Below are 19,352 nucleotides of genomic sequence, written 5' to 3' on the forward strand. Positions count from 1 at the left end.
TTTTCATCGCCAATCAACTTTTTCAAACGCCTTTAAGAGCTCACGGTCATTTGGATAACGATCTACAACATTGTTAGATATTCCCTTTTGTACGAACTTCTCCACTGAGTCGCTAGGGTACCGACCCAAGCCTTGTCGATTGGTCATGATGAAATACAGCAATCTTGTCATGGAATAAATTTCATTGGACATCCCGAAATTTTCAAATCCAGATTCATCCAGCGTAGGATCGCGCAGACTGCCTTTTATACTCGTACCCTTTCGAGTCAAAGTGCTGTCTTCAAATTTTACAAGTCCTAGGTCGGAAATTTTTGCTATGATGGCATCATCGAACTCAAAGATCAATACATTCTTAAAAGAAATATCTCGATGTAGAAGATTCTTTGAATGTAAATATCGAAACCCCGCCAGTACTTGATGTGCAATACGTTTTCTCGTTTTGATATCCAAATCTGGATGTTTATTTAAATATTCAAAAAGTGTAAAGTCCGCGAACTCCATCGTGTATTCGTTCCTTCCATCATTAAAAGAATATACCTCAAGAATGTACGGAGAATGTAAGCTATACAGCACTTCATATTCATTACGAAATCTTTGGATCTCTTCACTCGTGGAATTCGGTTTTAAACGTTTTACTCCTACCCAACAACGATATAAAGGATCCTTAAACCTGAACACATCAGCATAAGATCCTGAGCCGACCATTTTGAGCGACAACTTTGTTCCCCGCGCGACTTCAGTAAACATATCATCTTGAGGATGTATCGCGATTGGAGCATATTTTTCAATCGGAAATATCGAATAATCCGCCGGAATGTCACTGCCACGGGACATGTGCAAAAATTTGCGACAATATTCAAAGTATTTCGCGTAATTAAGATTTATCGAATATTCAAATTGCGTTCCAACGAGACCACGACGGTCTTCATCATAAATTTGAATAATTTGTATCAGTCCGCGACTCTCATCTGCATTATAATGTCCATTAATTTGAAACTTGTTATTCATGAACTCAATGTACGAATTGATAAGGTACTGAAATGCCGCCAAGTAATATCGCATTTGTTCGGGTTCCCAGTCCGAATATAATTCGTCGGCAATCATTGTTACATCCTTATCCTGCAGGAGGGCCTTCATTTCTTCGAGGTGGTCATTTATCATCATCTGGACATTGGTCACAGCGCTTCACTCCAATTAATTCCATTATTATGTTAGCTTGAGCATATCATTTATTAGGCTTCCCGTCGTTAAAACTTCTGCCCGTAATTCAACACTTATTCTAACCCAATAAATGCAGAGAAAGAATCCTCATGGTGTTGACATGTTTATGCCAACACTACGAGGATTATGAGAATTGAAGAATATGGTGCAACGTATTCTTCTATGGAAAATCGAAATATTCTCGAACGCATAAACTAGGTTCTCGAACACCCAATGACGAGATTCCGAGTTTGTCATGCATTAAAACAAAGAAATCGATGCATTAAGATTCGCTTCAATTCAAGACGTGAACTAACTTTGTTACTCAACAGCATGCCGACCAGCTTCAAACCACTGCCAGACCCATAGCCAGTTTTAGTACAACTTGATCCCCGAGACGCTTGTGTATCTGCGTATAAACACGGTGGCGAACTCATGGTGACAGCCTAGTCATAACTAACTGATTGCCGTACTCCCAGCATGCATGCAGCGGATACTGAAAATGAAAATTTCCCGCTTAACATACCGATATAATCAGTATTGAGAACTAATAATGAACACTACCCATACGCGACTTTCTTAAGCTCTCGCCTGATAAATCTTCCCCACCAACAACGCACAACAGCACAACGTCGCCACCAACGTCACCACGATCGTCCCCAACGCACTCGACAGCACCAACGCCGCCACATAGGCAACCGGCAGAATTCCGGCGATAACCCAATACCGCGTATTCCCTAGTTGATATTGATCATGTTGATACCCGCGCGCTAACCATAACCCCAGATACAACAGTGCAATGCCGCCATACAAGAAACTGATGGCAAACACCCCATTGGCCGCGCGTTCAGTGATGAAGCGCAGCGACACGGTGATCATGCTGATGCCGAAGATGATCGGATAATGCAAATAGATCAACAAATTACCAGATTCGCCTTCACGATTTTCGTTGACTAAGTGATCAAACACGGTGATATAGGTGAAGAACAAGCTCGCTACGATGGCAAAGATCATCACGGAAACCAGCGAGAAAGTCGTTTTCGTGAAGTACCCGGCGATCCCCACAATGGTTTCACCAAACATCACAATAGATAATTCTGTCAGGCGCTCCAATAAATGAGAGAAAATGATTGGATGCTGGCGCGTCAGTTTCCCCGTGAATGCTGGGGCGATCCAACTGATGGCGACACTGAGGAAGGCGACCACTAATCCGAGCTGATTCGGCAACAAACTCGCAGCCCCGACGCCCACGGTTCGCAGCGCTAAGATCACCATGAACCTTTTGACAATGGCTTGATCAACTGGATCATCAGTTCTCACCAGCACCAGTAAATATTGCAGAAATAAGGTGAAAGACAGTAGCCCTGCCGCCAGGTAAAATGGCCGCAAATCAGCATTCAACTCAGGCGAGAAGCTATTGGACATGTACAACACGATCATCATGTCAGCGAACATGAACCCAATATCCGTCCAAGACGATCGCCCATAGCGATTGACGAACACACTTTGCACCATCCAGGAGTTGATGAACACGATCACCACAAAGGCAAAAGTCAATAACGTGAATGGTGCCACCACGCCATGATGTAGCACATGGATCAACTCTGTGGCTTTGGCAATCATATACACAAACACCAAATCGTAAAATAATTCGATCATGGAAACTGGTTTACTCATGATGCCCTCCGGTGATTTTTTGGCTAGTATACACCAAGAACCACGGCGTGCGCGTCAGTTTGGTTAAACTTTCCAAAGCAATGCCTGGCACTTTCGTCACCGACAACAGAGTTTTATTAAAGTTGACTCGTTGCTATATGGCCACCCTGTTAGGATAGACGCTAGAATAACTTGGAGGCATATATGCAAAACATCTTTTTCATTTTAACGGTTCTTTTAGGCGCGTTGCACTTGGTGATCATGGCCTTGGAGCTGTGGGGAACACCCGAGACTCAAGCCAAGGCGTTCGCCATGCCGTTAGCTTTCGTCCGACAAGCGCCGGCTCGCGTTTCTTTGGTCAATCAAGGGATCTACAACGGCGCACTAGGCGCGATGTTCTTATTCACCTGCCTACTCGCGGACAACCCAACCACTTGGGCGGTGCGCATGGCTTTAGCAGGGTTTGTGTTGATTGTCGGGTTAGTCGGTGGCTTTACCGCAACTAAGAAAATTTTCTTGATTCAATGCTTACCAGCAGTCATCACCTTGTTCATTGGGTGGCTGGCAAAATAATCCCTGACTCAAAATTCCTGCAACCAGGCCGCAGATCTCTGAGAATTGAGGCAGCGCGTGTTTTCATCTCATGTCATTACAAAAAACGATTCAGACATTGTGTCTGAATCGTTTTTCTTCTTATTAAAGATAAACAGCGAACTGACTTTTGACAATCGATATCTTTTTAGTGATCTCGCTGTTCCCTAACCCATCATCCCCACGAAAATCTTAGACGCTGGTACAAGCAACTTTCAACGGGTGTTCAGCGCCGATAGAACTGAATCACTTTTTGTCATTTCGCTTAATGACGTTGACGACGGATCTCGCCCAAGGTGAACAAGGCAATCATCCCAGCCCCTAGCAATGTCAACAAGACGCTAGCCGTTTCTCCGGTTTGCGGAAGTGCTTTGTGCTTTGCAACAGGCTTAATGTCATTCTGGGCACTCGGCGTTGCAGGAATTCGTTTGCTTGCAATTACTACTGGCTTGCTTGGAATCGACGCGTCAGTATTAGGTAGCGTTATGCGATCAGGCGTTGTTGCTGTTGGAGTGGCTTGACCGCTGTTGCCACTAGGAGCCGTCGTTTCGCCATTGTCTGCTGGGGTCGTTGTTCCGCCATTTCCTGTTGGAGTGGTCGTTTCACCGTTATCCGTTGGAGTCGTTGTCTCACCATTATCTGTCGGAGTCGTTGTCCCCCTGTTGTCCGTTGGAGTTGTTGTCCCAACGTTATCCGTTGGAGTCGTTGTTCCACCATTTCCTGCTGGAGTCGTTGTTCCGCCATTTCCTGTCGGAGTCGTTGTTTCACCATTATTCGTTGGAGTGGTCGTTCCAACATTATCCGTTGGAGTCGTTGTCCCACCGTTGTCGGTTGGAGTTGTTGTTCCGCCATTGTCGGTTGGAGTCGTTTCCCCACCGTTATCTGTTGGAGTCGTTTCCCCACCGTTATCCGTTGGAGTTGTTCCGCCATTTTCCGGTGGTGTCGTTTCCCCACCGCCAATTGGAATGTCAACATTCGAATTCCGCATGTATACAACTTTATAAACGAGGTCATCATCACCATAGCTCACAGTTTGCGCACGGGTTGCTTCAGGAGCATTCACCACGACATGATAACCGGAGATTGTCGGATTAGCTTGGTAACTTAATGTTCCTGACTCTGGTGCGAAGGTTTCTTCACCAGTCAGGCCATCCGTCAATTTCGTAAAGTTAACGTGAGTCGTAAAGTCCTTGGCGAGCGGATTTCCGAATATGTCAACATAGTGAACGGTCTTGGTGATCGTCTTGAGGTTCATTGTCGGCGTATTCTTGTTATAAACAACTGTATAGTTTAAATCCCCGTCGTCAAAACGAACCGTTTGATCACTAGTTGCTTCTGCTGGACTGGTCACCACATGATACCCCTTGATTGTCGGATTATCTTGGAACCCTAACGTTGCAGACTCTGGACCATAAGATTTCTCCCCAGTTATTGGGTCGGTCGTGGAAGTAAAGTTTGCTTCAGTGGTGAAGGCTTTAGCGAGCGTTTTACCAGCTTGATCGACATATTGAACTGTCTTAGTGACCTTATCAAAGTTTGTGACCAGTGGATTCTTTTCATACACAACTGTGTAGTTTAGATCCCCTTCGTCAAATTGAACGGTTTGTTCGCTGGTTGCTTCTGCTGGGCTAGTTACCACATGATATCCAGCAATCGTTGGGTTCTCTTGGAACCCAAGTGTTGCGGACTCTGGTGCATATTTCTTTTCTCCAGTCACAGGGTCGGTCGTGGAAGTAAAGTTTGCTTCAGCGGTGAAGGCTTTGGCGAGGGTCTTGCCATCTTGATCGACATATTGGACGGTCTTGGTGACTTTATCGAAGTTCGTCACCAGTGGGTTCTTCTCATACACAACCGTGTAGTTTAAATCCGCATCGTCAAATTGAACGGTTTGTTCGCTGGTTGCTTCTGCTGGACTTGTCACAAGAGTATAACCGGCAATCGTCGGATTATCTTGGAAGCCTAGTGTTGCGGACTCTGGTGCATATTTCTTTTCTCCAGTCACAGGGTCGGTCGTGGAAGTAAAGTTTGCTTCAGCAGTGAAGGCTTTAGCGAGGGTTTTGCCAGCTTGATCGACATATTGAACCGTCTTAGTGACTTTATCAAAGTTCGTAACCAGTGGATTCTTCTCATACACAACGGTGTAGTTTAAATCTCCATCGCCAAATTGAACTGTTTGTTCGCTGGTTGCTTCTGCTGGACTTGTCAGAACCGTATAACCGGCAATCTTCGGATTATCTTGGAACCCAAGTGTTGCGGACTCTGGAGCATATTTCTTTTCTCCAGTCACAGGGTCGGTCGTGGAAGTAAAGTTTGCTTCAGCGGTAAAGGCTTTGGCGAGTGTCTTGCCAGCTTGATCGACATATTGGACTGTCTTAGTGACTTTATCGAAGTTTGTGACCAGTGGGTTCTTTTCATACACAACGGTGTAGTTTAAATCTCCATCGCCAAATTGAACCGTTTGGTCGCTGGTTGCTTCTGCTGGACTTGTAACAATGGTATATCCGGCAATCGTCGGATTAGCTTGGAACCCTAGTGTTGCGGACTCTGGTGCATATTTCTTTTCTCCAGTCACAGGATCGGTCGTGGAAGTAAAGTTTGCTTCAGCGGTAAAGGCTTTGGCGAGCATTTTACCATCTTGATCGACATATTGAACCGTCTTAGTGACTTTATCAAAGTTCGTGACCAGTGGATTTACCTGATACACAACCTTATAATCAAGTGGTTGATCCCCAAATTGAACCGTTTGGTCGCTAGTTGCTTCTGCTGGACTTGTGACAAGGGTATATCCGGCAATCTTTGGATTTGCTTGGAAGCCAAGCGTTGCAGAGGTTGGACCATATGACTGCTTACCCGTCACAGGGTCGATCAGTGCAGTGAAATTCGCATGAGCAACGAAAGCTTCGGCGATTGAATCCCCTGCCTGGTTAACATAGTGAACAGTTTTCGTGACCGTGCCAAGCGACATTTCAATCGCATTGCGAGTATAGGTGATCACTGTATTTTGACTTGGGTCTTGAATATCAGGAATGTGATACCCTTTCGTCAAATCTGATGGGTCGATCGGCGTTAATGCCTTCCCAGTTGTCTTTGGCGTGTAGCCGGGAACATAGGCGATCACTTCAGTCGTTGGCGTTTTGACGAAGCCTGGTTTTTCAGGATCATCAGGATAGTTAATGATTTGCGTGTCAACTGGTTGATCTGCCGGCGTCGGCGTCGTGATTTCATAATGACCACGAGGCGCATAGTAGAAAATGACCGTATTGTTGCCATCAACGGCTGTCCCTGTGACGTGATTTAAGACAGTTTCACTGGCTGTCCCATTGATCGACGTCTTCACCAGCACATAATCTGCAATCGCTAAGGCATCAGTGGTATACGCTTCTCCTGCCTTGATTGCTGGATTCTTATCAGAGGACAGTGCAACTGCGGGGTCACCCAGCTTGAGGTATTGCACAGTCAAGGTCGCGTTTTGTAAATAGTTGACGATATATTGGTGACTTGCCCCGTCAGCGGTGATCGTCGCAGCTTTCTCTGCAGTCACAGGATAGGTGTTGCCTTTTTCATCAGTGACCGTTGCGTGATAGCCGTCAAGCATTGGGATCATCACATTAGTTTTAGAATCTGCGGTGGTACCTAACGTGTACTCTGCGAGGTCTGGGCTCATCTCTACGGTACGCGCAACTGGCAAACCGCTGGTATCAGTATCTTCAGGGTAATTGTATTTTACGCTGATGCCCATATTGATGGTCAATTCACCGGTCGTCACGTCTTCGCGACCAAAAAGATACGCGGCATTAACAGCGGCTAATTTACTCAAACCGGCATCACTTAAGGTCACCTTAGAATGACCTGGGAGTTGGGAAATTGGAATCTGATCAATGTCGCCAGAAGCTACTGCAACATCGTATTCATTGTCTGCACTGCCCTTTTTCCAATCAGTTGGCGCCACTAACCCATCGTTTAATTGCACAGTGTAAGTTTCTGGGTTCCCTTCGTCGTTGTCTTCCAGTTTCGAGTCGCCTGTTACCACAATTGCAGACTCGTCATTCACCACTTGTTGATAAGCGATCGTGCGCATCGCAGCGTTGACCGTCATATTCTCGGTATCCACTGCTTGAGAAGTGTCTGGCGTCAACGTGTCACTTGCGGAAAGTTGCGTCTTGTCGAGGACATAGGTGATGCCATTGTTGTCGATTCGATTCGGCACGACATCTGCTGTGTTGTAGGTACTGTCCAAGGCACCAGTATAACTTGCGGTGCCGATTTCTCCGGTCGGGCCAACCAACGTGAAGGGTTGAATCACAGCTGGGTTGACCACAATGATTTCTTTCGAAGCCGGTCCTAGGGTCGCAACACCCAATCCGACCGCGTCTAAAACCCCCAAGGCATTGGAAACACTCGGCACGTTAAAATACACTCCGAAATCAAGCTTATAAGTACCGCCAGTCACGCTTGGATCATCGGTAAGATATACCACATCATCATCACTACCTCTAGGTGGAAGTAGCGCTGCTTTCCCACCATTAAGCGTGATTTTGGTGCCAGCAGGTGCAGCTGCGATAACGACTGGTACGTCGAATTTCTTACCTAACATGCTCGGGGAGTTTGTACCACTATACATCGCTGAAAAATCAAAGATGCGATTTGAGCCATCGGTGTGTACCGTTATCTGGAACGTCTGTCGACCTTTATAATCCATTAGTTGCGTAACAGTGACGCCTTTAAAGCCGCTTGCCACAGAAGGTGCGAGGGCATTATCAATAATCGATTTGAGAACCGCCGTCGGTGTGGCCGACTCCACATTGCTACCAGTTGCTTCTGCAACCTTGAAGCCTGATGGCAAAATGACATATGACGTCATGCCATCATATAAAGAATATTGAACACCGTCTTCTTCCCCATCGAGCGTGTAAAGATCCAACGTTAAGTTATAAGCTTGTCCTGAGATGACCGTATTCGGATCAAATGTCGCTAACATCCAAGAAGGCTTATAGATATTGCTACTAGTTGCCGCTTGGGCGACTTTGATTTCCCCGATTCCAAACAAATCATCACTGAGCACCACGTCAGCGTTTAAATTTTGGATTTCAGTTTTCACCAAGTCACTCAACGGAATATCATAACTACCAGGAGTTTGAAGCTGAACTTGATTGAGATCAAAGTTATCGGCAGTCAAAGGGACCTCGTAAGTGATCTCGTCAAGACTTTTGTATTCCCACTCCCCCCAATCATCAGGGACCTGCAGGCCGCCTGTGACCGCAACTGAGATTTTTGATGGTAAGCTCGTGCTCGTTGAGTCGACGACGCTTGTCCCAACTGTAAGTGTGCCGACAGCCTGAATCTTGAATTGTGCCGCTGCAACTGATGCGGCGGTAATCTCTAACGTCGGGTTCGCCGCTTGCAATGCCGCTAACGCTTGATCAGATAAATTGACAGCATAGTCGCCTGGTGTTTGACTGCTTGTATCTGCGACTGTAATATCACCACCAACGGTTAAATCATAGCCGTTCACAGCGTCTCCCGACCAAGCTGACGGTGCTGTCATCTCTGCGGGTAACGTCACATGATATGTCGTCGGGTCTGTGCTAGCATCTTGATCATAAGTTTTACTTTGATCAGCGATGGTGATGCTACGGTCAGCGACAGGTTGTTTGTTAATGGTCAACTGACCAGCTGTCACATCCTCTGCAGTAATAGATGCCTTAGGATTGGCAGCTTGCAATGCCGTCAAGCCGGAGGTCGAAAGCGTGATGGCGCTCGTCCCAGGCATTCCATCTGCGTCAAGCGTCAAATCTTTACCCTTGGTATTGACCAAATAAGTATTGTTGCTACCGGTGTAATACCAACCGACTGGTGCTTTAGCCCCATCACTCAAGGTCACCGACACGGTCGCTGGGTTGTCGGCTTCCCCACCATAAGTCTTCGTCGCATTGCCGATGGTTCCTGATACAGTCGTAACTTCAGCGACTGGGGCCAGTGCAGGCGCCGGTACAGGCGTAGGAGCGGTTTGAACAGGCGCAGCGACTGCACTAGTGTCAGCGCTAGCGGTATTCTGTTCAGCACTATTGCCTTGCAATGTGGTCGTTGCACTCGGCGTCGCTGATTGTTCAGTGGTTTCAGTCGCTCCGATTGCAGTACTTTCTGACGCATGGATCACCTGCGGTCGTTGCGTCAGCAATACCCCAGAAAACAAAACCGTTAAGCCGGCGATCGTCCAGTTGCGGCCAGACTTGTATAACTTGTAATGGGTCCGTTGCTCAGCAGTAGCGTTTAACATTTTACTTTTTGCTTGATTTAACATGAACTCACTCCTCATCCTACCCAAATCCTTACAGCTCTCCTAATACACAGAGTGTATCAACTCATCGGGAAAAATGTAGTCAAATATCTATAAAATCCTTTATATTTTTATAGATGAATTAGTGCTATATTCAGATAATGTAAAAATAACATTCACTTATCGATGTTAAATAACAAGTTTATTGAAATTTTCGAATAATTGAATCAACCAAGTTCAAACTGTATCACTCGAATATGCCGAGCTAACAACACCACATCAGCGTACACGCTTGGATTGTATGTCTAGCCGCGATGATCGATAACGAAAGCTGTGAATTCAACTATTTGTGTCCGCCTTAACAGGGCGCAAAGCGATGCGGACCATAATCGCAAAAAATCAAACCAACGCCGATGGTGAACTTCCAACTGTTGTTGTCCCATACGCCTTCACTTTTAAACACGAAATGGCGAATCATGTCTGAGCCCCACCAATATTGTTTGAATGTGACCGATCCTCTCACAAAATAAATGCTACAATCACCCTTGATCACTTTCACGAAAAGGACGCTGCCATGCTAACACTCACACATTTTGAAAACCTCACCGATCAAACTCAAGGCACTTGGATCAACACCATCGACCCTACGCCTGAAGAAAAACAACAATTACTCACTCAAACCGGTATCCCAGAAGACTTTCTGACTTATGGTTTAGACCCTGATGAAGGTGGGCGCTACGAATATGACGATGACAGTAGCACAGGGTTGGTGATCTTCGATGCGCCAGTTGCGCAAGATGATCCCGATCTACCAACTTACACGACGGTGCCTTTAACGGTCATTATGACTGGCAATGGTTTTGTCACCATGATCGACGACCAAAACATTTTGACCAAAATTCAAGCGATGCTGGCACAACCAACAAATGCTAACGCTGTGCTGTTGCAGATTCTCTACGACTTATCGCGAAATTATTTGCCGCCGTTGCGGGCCATCAACAAAGAACGCATTACCTTGGCGCGGCGTCTGCAAAGCGATTTGCGCAACCGTGACTTATACGCGATGATGGGCATTCAACAAAGTTTGGTTTACTTCAAATTGAGTTTGAAAACGAATCGCGACGTTTTGACGAACTTGAAGCAAGCCAATGCGTTGAACTTTGATGATGATGCTATCGATCAACTCGATGATATTTTGATCGAAACCCAGCAAGCGACCGAAATGACTGAAATCACCGACGCGATCCTCCACGAAACCACCGACACTTACAACGCGGTCATTAATAACAACTTAAATGATGTGATGAAAGTATTGACCCTGTATTCGATTGTCCTCACGATTCCTGGCATCGTCTTCGGATTTTTTGGAATGAATGTGCATTTCCCCTTCACTCAAGATCACTGGGGCTGGCTCATCACCATTGGCATCGCAATATTATTGTCGGCATTGATCGCAGTGCGGTTGAATCACCGTCAGTTTTTCAGAAAATAGTAAAAGCGGTCAATCCCTTTGAAGCGGAATTGACCGTTTTTGCGATACCGCTTTACCAAGTCGCCAGTACAAACACCACGGTGATCACGCGGAAAACAAGCTCATAGCCTAACAGCACAAACCAGAGATTTCGCCAACGATGAAACACAAACATCGCCCCAATCGCTGGGATTCCAACCACTAGCAACTGACGCAAGAAAGCTGGCTGGGCACTGGTGGTCGCAAGTCCTGCGGCAACTAGGCCTAAAAGCAAATACATGACCCAGTGCCGAGACGGTTGCAGCCGCTCGCTAAGTCCAACGTCAATGGTCATGAGCATCAACAAAGTCGCGATCACAGTGAAAAGCTCCCGCAGTGCGATCACCCAGAGCATGCGTTGATCCCACCACTGCAGATCTGAAATCACGGTGCCAGTTACCCAAGTCCAAGGCAATTGATCGGCTAACACCATCAGACCCCAACGCAAAACGCCTATGCCCAATGAAACAGGCACCAACCACCACCAGCCGCGCATTGAGATTGGTTGCATCAACGCTTGCCAAAGGTGACGACCGCCAACGACTGACACTAACAGGACACATGCAAAAGCCCCAGCAAAAGGTCCAGCGAGCAATTGCATGATTAATTGGGCAGTCAAATCAACTGATTTAACATCATAAGCTGAAACTGCAGCATAATTGGCTAGGGGATTGCGCGTGTTCCCCACTAAAACAATCAACCAAAAGCCACACATGAGCATCGTGAACTGTACCCAAGATAAGGTCATTTGCTTATCATTTTGAACTGGCATTGGTTTTCACCTTCTTTGTAGCTTGCTGCGCTTTTTCGGCTTTTTTAGCTTTTTGCGCTTGGACGTGATAATAATCCACCACGTCTTTAATATCCAGCGTCAACACGCGATCGATTTGTCGTTTAGCCTTGTGACGATATGGTTGCGCAGCGCCTTCGAACACAAGATACAGCTTTCCGCGATAGGCGGTAATTTGTTCCAGATGTGGCGGTGCCGTGATCGTCATTAAAGCTTTGTCTTTGCGATAGGTCCCAGTTTGTTCTTTGAACAAGTAGATACGAGAATGATGCGACCCGTATGACTGCGATAACACGAGGTAGCCTTTGTAAACCGCTAAACCTTGAATCTGTTTTAACAAATGTTGATTTGTTAAGCCTTCCGCATACACTCGCCAAGTGGTCCAGAATTCACTGGAAATATCCTCACCGGCCACACCGCCATCTTTTTCCAGACGATATTTCTGGACGTAGCCTAACCCGCGCCGCTTAAACAAGCCAACATAAAGTTGATTGTGATAAACCGTCACATATGATGCGCGACTGATTGTCCCTAAAACAGCCTCTTGATCATAAGTGATCGGCTTGGCAGAGTGATCTTGATAACGTTCGATCTGCTTCATGGTGATGCCGATGATGCTCGCTTGACCGCGTCGCCGCCCGCAAATCAACACTTGGCCATGTTTTTTATCGTAGGCAATGCCGCCAACATGAGGATGACCTTTGAGGACGATTGTTTTCAAAAAGCGATGGGTTTGCAAACTCTGCACATAAATCACTGAAGCATGGTGCTTGTAGTGATCATATGCTGTCGTTAATAGGTATTTACCTGCCGGCGTCACCCCTTGAGGCGTCATCCCCGTACAAGTTTCGATTTTCCCAGTATCTATGTTACGCGTCCGCGTTGCCTTCAATCCTGGTTGTACCGCGTAAGTATCGACACTTGGCTCATCAGCATCGTCGTTACCAGGGACGATCAAGTCTGTAAATTTTTGATAGTGAAGAATAGCTTGAAGCACGTGACGCTGAGAATAAATACTTTTCGTCGATGTCTTTAATTGCGTCGTTTTCGGTTCCCCCGCCCGTGGGAAAACGTCTTGTGTGCCGAATCCGTACCCTTTGAGTAACACCCCAGTCAATATTGTGGTGAATAACAAGATCCCAACAATGAACTTGGTTTGTTGATTTCTCATATTTCCTGCCTACCTTAGCATTTATACGATCAGTATAACCTGCTTGATCGGCACAATAAATAAGGACTCTCACCGGCGACAAATTTCCAATAAAAAAAGTCCTGACTTTCGCCATGACTTTCGAAAACATCATCAACTCTGTGGCATTGGCGATCAAATAAACAAAGACCAAATCATAAAATAATTCGATCATGGAAACTGGGTTACTCATCTCAGCCTCTAATCTGTGTTTTTGTCAGTATAACGTCAAGCGCTTTGGCACTTAACTTGAGATGCGGTAAGATAGAGCCAAATCAGTTTCGAGGTAAACATCATGGACCTACGTGTTCTAGAATACTTCTTACTCACAGCACGAGAAGAAAACATCACTAAAGCCGCCGAACTATTACATCTCACGCAACCCACCCTTTCTCGCCAACTCAAAGCCCTTGAGAACGAACTCGATGTGCGCTTATTTGAACGGCATCACCACAGTGTCTCGTTGACCAATGAAGGCCTTTTGTTCCGTCGGCGGGCCCAAGATATTGTCGACATGGCCAACCGCGCGCGTGACGAGTTGCAAGAATCTGACGAAGTCGCTGGTGAAATCGCGATCGGCTGCTCTGAGCTGCAAAGCATGAGCACCTTGGCCAAAGCAATGGGCGATTTTCAACGTCAACATCCTTTGGTGCACTTCGCTTTACATAGCGGCAATAATGAAGACATTCGCGCCTGGCTTGAACAAGGGACTATCGATTTGGGGCTTTTGCTTGAGCCAGTCGATACCACTCGCTATGAATCAGTGACCTTACCAGGTGAAGAAGTCTGGGGGATTTTAGCGCATGTCGATTCCCCTTTTGCGCAATATGATGTCATTAAGCCAGGCGACTTGGTCGGTACCCCTGTGATCACGATCCTTGATACTGTTGTGCAAAAGGAACTGGCGAAATGGTCTGGGGAGTATGCAAAAGAAATGCGCAACTGGGCGCGCTACAACTTGCTGTACAATGCCGCAATGTTGGCCCAACAAAATGCTGGTGTGGTGATCTGTCTACAACTTGATCAGAACTTCGATCAGCTGCGTTTTGTGCCATTAGCACCGAAATTAGCGTTGCACTCGCTGGTAGCTTGGCGAGGCCAGCAGTTGCATAATAAAGCGACCACCGCGTTTATTCAGGCGTTACGTGCCATACAATAATTGTATGGCTAGACCTACAAACTAAGCATTTTCAATATTTTCGTATGGCACTTATACTAAAGCACGTGATGAGGGTTCAAACCTCACGCGTGCTTTTTCTCTACGAGGTGAAACATGTATTCAAATTGCGATATCGCATCAATGCACGCGATGGGAATCAATGTTGAGCAGTATCTCAACGCCTCCACTGGCGAACAACGCTTATTACTTAAGCAATTGCGCCAAGCGGCCTTGGTCACTGTCCATGACAACGAGCAACGCATTGCTCAAATCGACTATTTGCGAACTAAAATCAACCAGACTTAGGAGGGCTTGCAAATGCTTGAAACCCTATTGATCGTCGCTGTGATGCTCATATTTGTTGGGCTGGCATTACCACAAGCTGAATTAATCAATAACCACAACTAAAAGGAACCTACGCAGGCAGGATGCAATTTGATCCTGACACTGCACATTCATAACAAAGGAGAATCCTCATGCAAACTGTCACCTTAAATAATGGTGTTGAAATGCCAATGCTCGGCCTTGGGGTCTTTCAAGTCACTGACCTAAACGTCGCCGAAGAATCTGTTTATCAAGCCATCAAGCTCGGCTATCGCTTGATCGATACTGCTGCAGCTTATGCCAATGAAGAAGCAGTTGGTCGTGCCATCAAGCGAGCAGGCGTGCCTCGTCAAGAGTTATTCATCACAAGCAAACTGTGGTTGACGGATAACTCCTATGAAGGCGCCAAGCAAGGCCTCGCCCGCTCACTGAAGAAACTTGACCTCGATTATCTTGATTTATATCTGATCCACCAGCCTGTCGGCGATTACTATGGTGCTTGGCGCTATCTTTCAGAAGCGTACAAGGCCGGCACCATCCGTGCAATCGGTGTTGATAATTTCTCGCAACAGCGTCTCGTTGATCTGATCAATTTTACTGACGTGCGTCCTGCGATCAACATGGTCGAAACTAACGTGTTTGCACAACGAGTGGCAGATCATCAGGCAATGAAGGACTTCGACGTCCAAATAGAAGCTTGGTCCCCACTGGCATCCGGCCAACACAACGTCTTCACCCAACCACTCCTCAACGAAATCGGGCAAGCACATGGCAAGTCAGCGGCACAAGTTAGCCTTCGATGGCTGCTGCAACGCGGGATCATTGTGATTCCAAAGACAGTGCATGTCGACCGTATGAAGCAAAATATGGACGTCTTTGACTTCGAACTCACTGACGATGAGATGAAGCAGATTGCGACATTAAATGAAAGCAACGGTTACCAATTTTCTGAAGACGCCCATGGCTTCCAACAACAACTTGAGTTCTATAAACGCTTTAGCGCTGAATAACTTAAAAACGACGTGATACCCACGAAAATATTCGTGCGGTGTCACGTCATTTTTTGTGATGATCAGCTGATTGTGAGTAACGTCGCAACAAAACGGTTCGTCATAACGGCCAATTACTTTCAAAATACAGGCGTCCTTAGCGAACTGACTCAACAAAATTGTTAATAAAGCCGGCCGCGCCAACTCACCAATTCCTCTCGGCAATGAACTACTCGGGAATGTATTCCAGAGTTTCCAAGATCCCTCTTGAAAACATCGTAAACTGCAATTCATGAGAATTACTCATAATCTCTACGAGGCCATTAGGGTGGCCCGAACTCTAACCACAACGACCGTGTTTTGCCACAAATATTTCTATCTGCAGGTCAACGGTATACGCTTGTGATGAGGTCTTGGTTTACTTTGCGACCAGCTTGTCCCTAATCTTCGTACCGGTCGGAGGAAGTTGTTCTGTTCTCCCTAGATAAATTTAATTAATGACAGTTTCTGACTAAATAATTGAACTGACCATGGCGGCGGTAACTTTAGGAAAGATTTTCACCTTGATGTGATGACTTGGATGTAAACCCCACTCCAAGATGTTTTGAGCCGCGTTGTGATCTCGGTCAATGACTTTACCAGTAATTGGACTGATCCATTCACGTTGAGATAATGGATGTTTATCGACGACGTCAGTGCCATATTCCACCTGACTGGTTTTGTAAGCATCGACTTCTACTACGGTGACGCCTTGCTTAAAGGCTCGGTTTTGAATCACTTGTTTAGCCTCGTATGGCTTTAACAAAGCTAGTTTGCGATTCTTAGCTTTCCCAGTCGACTTACGCATATCCTTAGCTCCGAGTTTCTCCATGACCAAGACCTGAATTGAGCCGACCAGTTCAATCGCAATTTTGCGATAGGCTTCGTTTAGCAATTGCGCACGCTTGGCTGAAACTTTCTGAATCTTCTTGGTGATGTTCTTCGTACGACCATGCATCAGGCTACGTTTACGCTTCAACTTGTTGATGTGTTGTTCAAAGCGATCAGCTTTCGCGATCACTTCTTGTGGCAGTTGATATTGTTTGTTGTTGGAATCATGATAGGCGACGTTGTTGGTCATGTTCCAATCGACACCAATTGCTGGTTCTGCTTGAATGTTAGATTTTGCCTTTGGTTGGACGTGCACAAGTTGAAGCTGATAAGTGCCGTCACCTTTACGCTTCAACTTGATGATCTTGATGTCTGTAAAATTATATTCGGTCGCATTCTGATGCAGGTGAAGAATTCCGAAGTTTGGCACTTTGATCACATGTGCCGAAAGAATTTGAATCAGGGTGTTCTTTTGAATTTCGACTGCACGCGTTCTAGACTTTAAGTTAAAACTGAGATGTCCACGTTTGTACCAACTGTTATGGTGTGGATTCTTGTGTTTGCCACGTTTGTCTTTGATGATGTTTTGCTTGTACTGAAACTTGATCTTGTCTGACCACTTAAAGCCTGCACGCAACAGCTTCTGATATTCGGCGAAGTTGACGATCAGGGTTTGAAGAAATAGCTGAGCGTTGTGTGAGGACAGCGACAATGCTTTGACGTTCCAGCGCTGAAGCTGGTACAACTCGTTCAGGAACTTCTTGATGATAAGATTAATGAGCTTGTGCCGATTGAGACCTGTTGGAATATTGCGGTCGATATGCTTACGACCATAAGTTTTGTACATATAATTCAATGAATAATTAAATAACTGATCTTGAACCACTAAAGCGCGTTCATGTTGGAGAATCTGTGTGCATGACAATGTGACTTTCAGCTTTTCGGTGAACGCAAACGTCTTGGAACGGCTGCGTTTTTCCTGTACCCAGGGCTCAGCCATAATGATGTCTCCTTGAATTTTGATGATTTCATTATAGCAAACAAGCGTTCGAATTCCAAATTTAAAAAACAAAAACGGCCTGTCTAAGCGCTAATTCTTCCCAGGAATAAATTCCTGGGTTTGCTTAGCTGACAGGCTAGATCAATTGCCAGGTCTCTTCACTCGCCGAGTATATAAGAAAAGCCGCTTCAGTTGAGAAGCGACTTCCTTGACGGATTCAATTAATCGACATCCAGATCCTTTGGTGCTTCAGGCTTTTTGCTGGTGACGATCCAGCTGAGCACTAAGACGATCACCATGATCGCAGTGACGAAGTAGAAGCCAAGTTGCGCACCTTGCAAGGTTTGATGCGCGGTGTTGGCGTGTGGCGCCATCCGTGCACCAGTTGCCAGCAGCGCTGCCATGATCGCAGTCCCGATGGAGCCGGAGTATTGTTGCAACGTGTTGTATGCGGCATTGCCATCCCCCATTTGTTGCGGGGCCAACTGCTGCAACCCAAACGTCAGCAAGGTGTTGAACATCAAGGCAAACCCGATCAAATAAACGGTGAAAATGCCAGTGATCAACGCGACAGTCAAATGACTTGCCAGCAAGCTAAATGATAAAGTAGCAATGACCAGCAGCACACTCCCGATGCGAACGAGGTGCTTGATGCCGATGGAATCCATTAGACGGCCAGCCAGTGGTGAAACGATCGCAGATACGATACTGCCGACTAACAACATGGCGCCGGCGATCATCGAATTCGCATGCAGGGTTAACTGGGCAAAGTTCGGCAACAAGAAGGTAAAGCCGATTTGTCCGAATTGGATCAAGAAATAAATCGAGATGGCTAAAGCAAAATAACGGTTCTTGAAAATTTTCACTTGCAAGATCGGATGTGGTGATTTTGCTGAACGCACAATAAACCCTGCAAAAGCGACCACGGCAATGATCAAGGCAACGATGAATCCGACGCTTGCAGGGCCTGCAGTGCCTAACGTGTTAGCCGCGAGCGTCAAAGCAATCAAAGCGATCAAGATCAACGCAAACTGATCGATCGCAAACTTGGATTTTTGTACTGGGAATGGTTGTTGCACATTTTTAGCCGCGATCAAGCAAGCGATGACACCGATCGGCACGGTGATGATGAAGATCAACCGCCAAGTGGTGAATTGAACAATTGTCCCCCCATAAGTTGGGCCAAGCGAGGGCGCTAAGGCGATCACCATGCCTGCCAAGCCGTTGTACATCCCTTGTTTGCGTTGCGGAATCTGACGCATGATCAAGGCGAACACTAATGGCATGGCACAGCCGGTACCGATTGCTTGAATGATCCGCCCGATCAACATGACCGGCAAATTAGTGGCGATTGCACACAAGATCCCACCAATAGCAAAAGCCGCCCCAGCCGTTAAAATGATGCTGCGAGCGGTGAAGCGAGACTGCACGTAACCGGCGATGACCATCGTCGCTGCAACTGCGAGCAAGTAAGCAGTGGTGACCCACTGCACCGCGTTCATTGAGGTGTGGAATTGTTGGATCAAGGTCGGGAACGTGACGTTCATCGACGTTTCCACCAAAACCCCACAGAATGCTAAGGCCGTGGTGCCAAAAATTGCAAATAAAGTGCGCGGGGTAACTTGCGCTTGTTCTGTATCCAAATGAAAACCTCCAAATTTAGTGATGATTTCAAACTGAGAATCATGTGATCAAGTCTGGTCGAAGCTTAAACGAAAGCAGTCAAAAACCACCCGTTAAACGGGTGGCTTGCTCTGGGGCTATAAGCCCCCGTTACCGGCAGCGTCTCAAGGCGCT

The 19,352-nt window shown here is 46.3% G+C and carries 12 protein-coding genes; 5 read left to right on the forward strand and 7 right to left on the reverse strand.

Annotated elements, in window-relative coordinates; all coding sequences use genetic code 11:
- Positions 1–3: 3 nt before the first annotated feature.
- Complete coding sequence (locus EKM92_RS02260) at positions 4–1,179, reverse strand: protein kinase domain-containing protein (protein WP_125707447.1); 1,176 nt, start codon at positions 1,177–1,179, stop codon at positions 4–6.
- Positions 1,180–1,779: 600 nt separating this feature from the next.
- Complete coding sequence (locus tag EKM92_RS02265) at positions 1,780–2,877, reverse strand: low temperature requirement protein A (RefSeq protein WP_125707449.1); 1,098 nt, start codon at positions 2,875–2,877, stop codon at positions 1,780–1,782.
- Between the two features lie 183 nt (positions 2,878–3,060).
- On the opposite strand from EKM92_RS02265, the gene EKM92_RS02270 reads away from it, so the two are divergent.
- A complete protein-coding gene (locus EKM92_RS02270; protein WP_125707451.1) occupies positions 3,061–3,429 on the forward strand; it encodes a DUF1304 domain-containing protein in 369 nt (122 codons plus the stop codon).
- Positions 3,430–3,712: 283 nt separating this feature from the next.
- Here the strand turns inward: EKM92_RS02270 and EKM92_RS02275 are convergent, their stop codons facing one another.
- Positions 3,713–9,748 carry a mucin-binding protein gene (locus tag EKM92_RS02275; RefSeq protein WP_164509866.1) on the reverse strand — a complete coding sequence of 2,012 codons (6,036 nt, stop codon included), beginning with the start codon at positions 9,746–9,748 and terminating at the stop codon, positions 3,713–3,715.
- Between the two features lie 550 nt (positions 9,749–10,298).
- Between EKM92_RS02275 and EKM92_RS02280 the strand changes: the two genes are divergently transcribed.
- A complete protein-coding gene (locus EKM92_RS02280) occupies positions 10,299–11,216 on the forward strand; it encodes a magnesium transporter CorA family protein (protein WP_125707455.1) in 918 nt (305 codons plus the stop codon).
- A gap of 52 nt (positions 11,217–11,268) precedes the next feature.
- On the opposite strand, the gene EKM92_RS02285 is transcribed toward EKM92_RS02280, so the two are convergent.
- Positions 11,269–12,006, reverse strand: coding sequence for a hypothetical protein (locus EKM92_RS02285; protein WP_125707457.1), 738 nt, complete (start codon positions 12,004–12,006; stop codon positions 11,269–11,271).
- Entirely contained in the window at positions 11,990–13,195 is a 1,206-nt protein-coding gene (locus tag EKM92_RS02290) for a YncE family protein (RefSeq protein WP_125707459.1), read from the reverse strand. Before EKM92_RS02290 ends, EKM92_RS02285 begins: the two co-directional genes overlap by 17 nt.
- A 313-nt stretch (positions 13,196–13,508) precedes the next feature.
- Between EKM92_RS02290 and EKM92_RS02295 the strand changes: the two genes are divergently transcribed.
- The 3 genes from EKM92_RS02295 to EKM92_RS02305 all read left to right on the forward strand — a co-directional run bounded on the left by EKM92_RS02295 (position 13,509) and on the right by EKM92_RS02305 (position 15,706).
- Positions 13,509–14,372, forward strand: a complete 864-nt coding sequence (locus tag EKM92_RS02295) for a LysR family transcriptional regulator (protein WP_125707461.1) — start codon at positions 13,509–13,511, stop codon at positions 14,370–14,372.
- A 114-nt stretch (positions 14,373–14,486) separates the two neighbouring features.
- Positions 14,487–14,678 (forward strand): hypothetical protein, encoded by a 192-nt coding sequence (locus EKM92_RS02300; protein ID WP_125707463.1) that lies wholly within the window; start codon positions 14,487–14,489, stop codon positions 14,676–14,678.
- 170 nt (positions 14,679–14,848) lie between these two features.
- Positions 14,849–15,706, forward strand: a complete 858-nt coding sequence (locus tag EKM92_RS02305; RefSeq protein ID WP_125707465.1) for an aldo/keto reductase — start codon at positions 14,849–14,851, stop codon at positions 15,704–15,706.
- A gap of 490 nt (positions 15,707–16,196) precedes the next feature.
- Here the strand turns inward: EKM92_RS02305 and EKM92_RS02310 are convergent, their stop codons facing one another.
- Both EKM92_RS02310 and EKM92_RS02315 read right to left on the reverse strand, forming a co-directional pair.
- Positions 16,197–17,555 carry an RNA-guided endonuclease InsQ/TnpB family protein gene (locus EKM92_RS02310; protein WP_125707467.1) on the reverse strand — a complete coding sequence of 453 codons (1,359 nt, stop codon included), beginning with the start codon at positions 17,553–17,555 and terminating at the stop codon, positions 16,197–16,199.
- 221 nt (positions 17,556–17,776) lie between these two features.
- The gene (locus EKM92_RS02315) at positions 17,777–19,198 is read right to left on the reverse strand and encodes a DHA2 family efflux MFS transporter permease subunit (RefSeq protein WP_225420699.1); all 1,422 of its coding nucleotides are present in this window, start codon (positions 19,196–19,198) and stop codon (positions 17,777–17,779) included.
- Between the last annotated feature and the right edge of the window lie 154 nt (positions 19,199–19,352).

The organism is Lacticaseibacillus porcinae (genome assembly GCF_003946305.1).
Classification (GTDB): Bacteria; Bacillota; Bacilli; order Lactobacillales; family Lactobacillaceae; genus Lacticaseibacillus; species Lacticaseibacillus porcinae.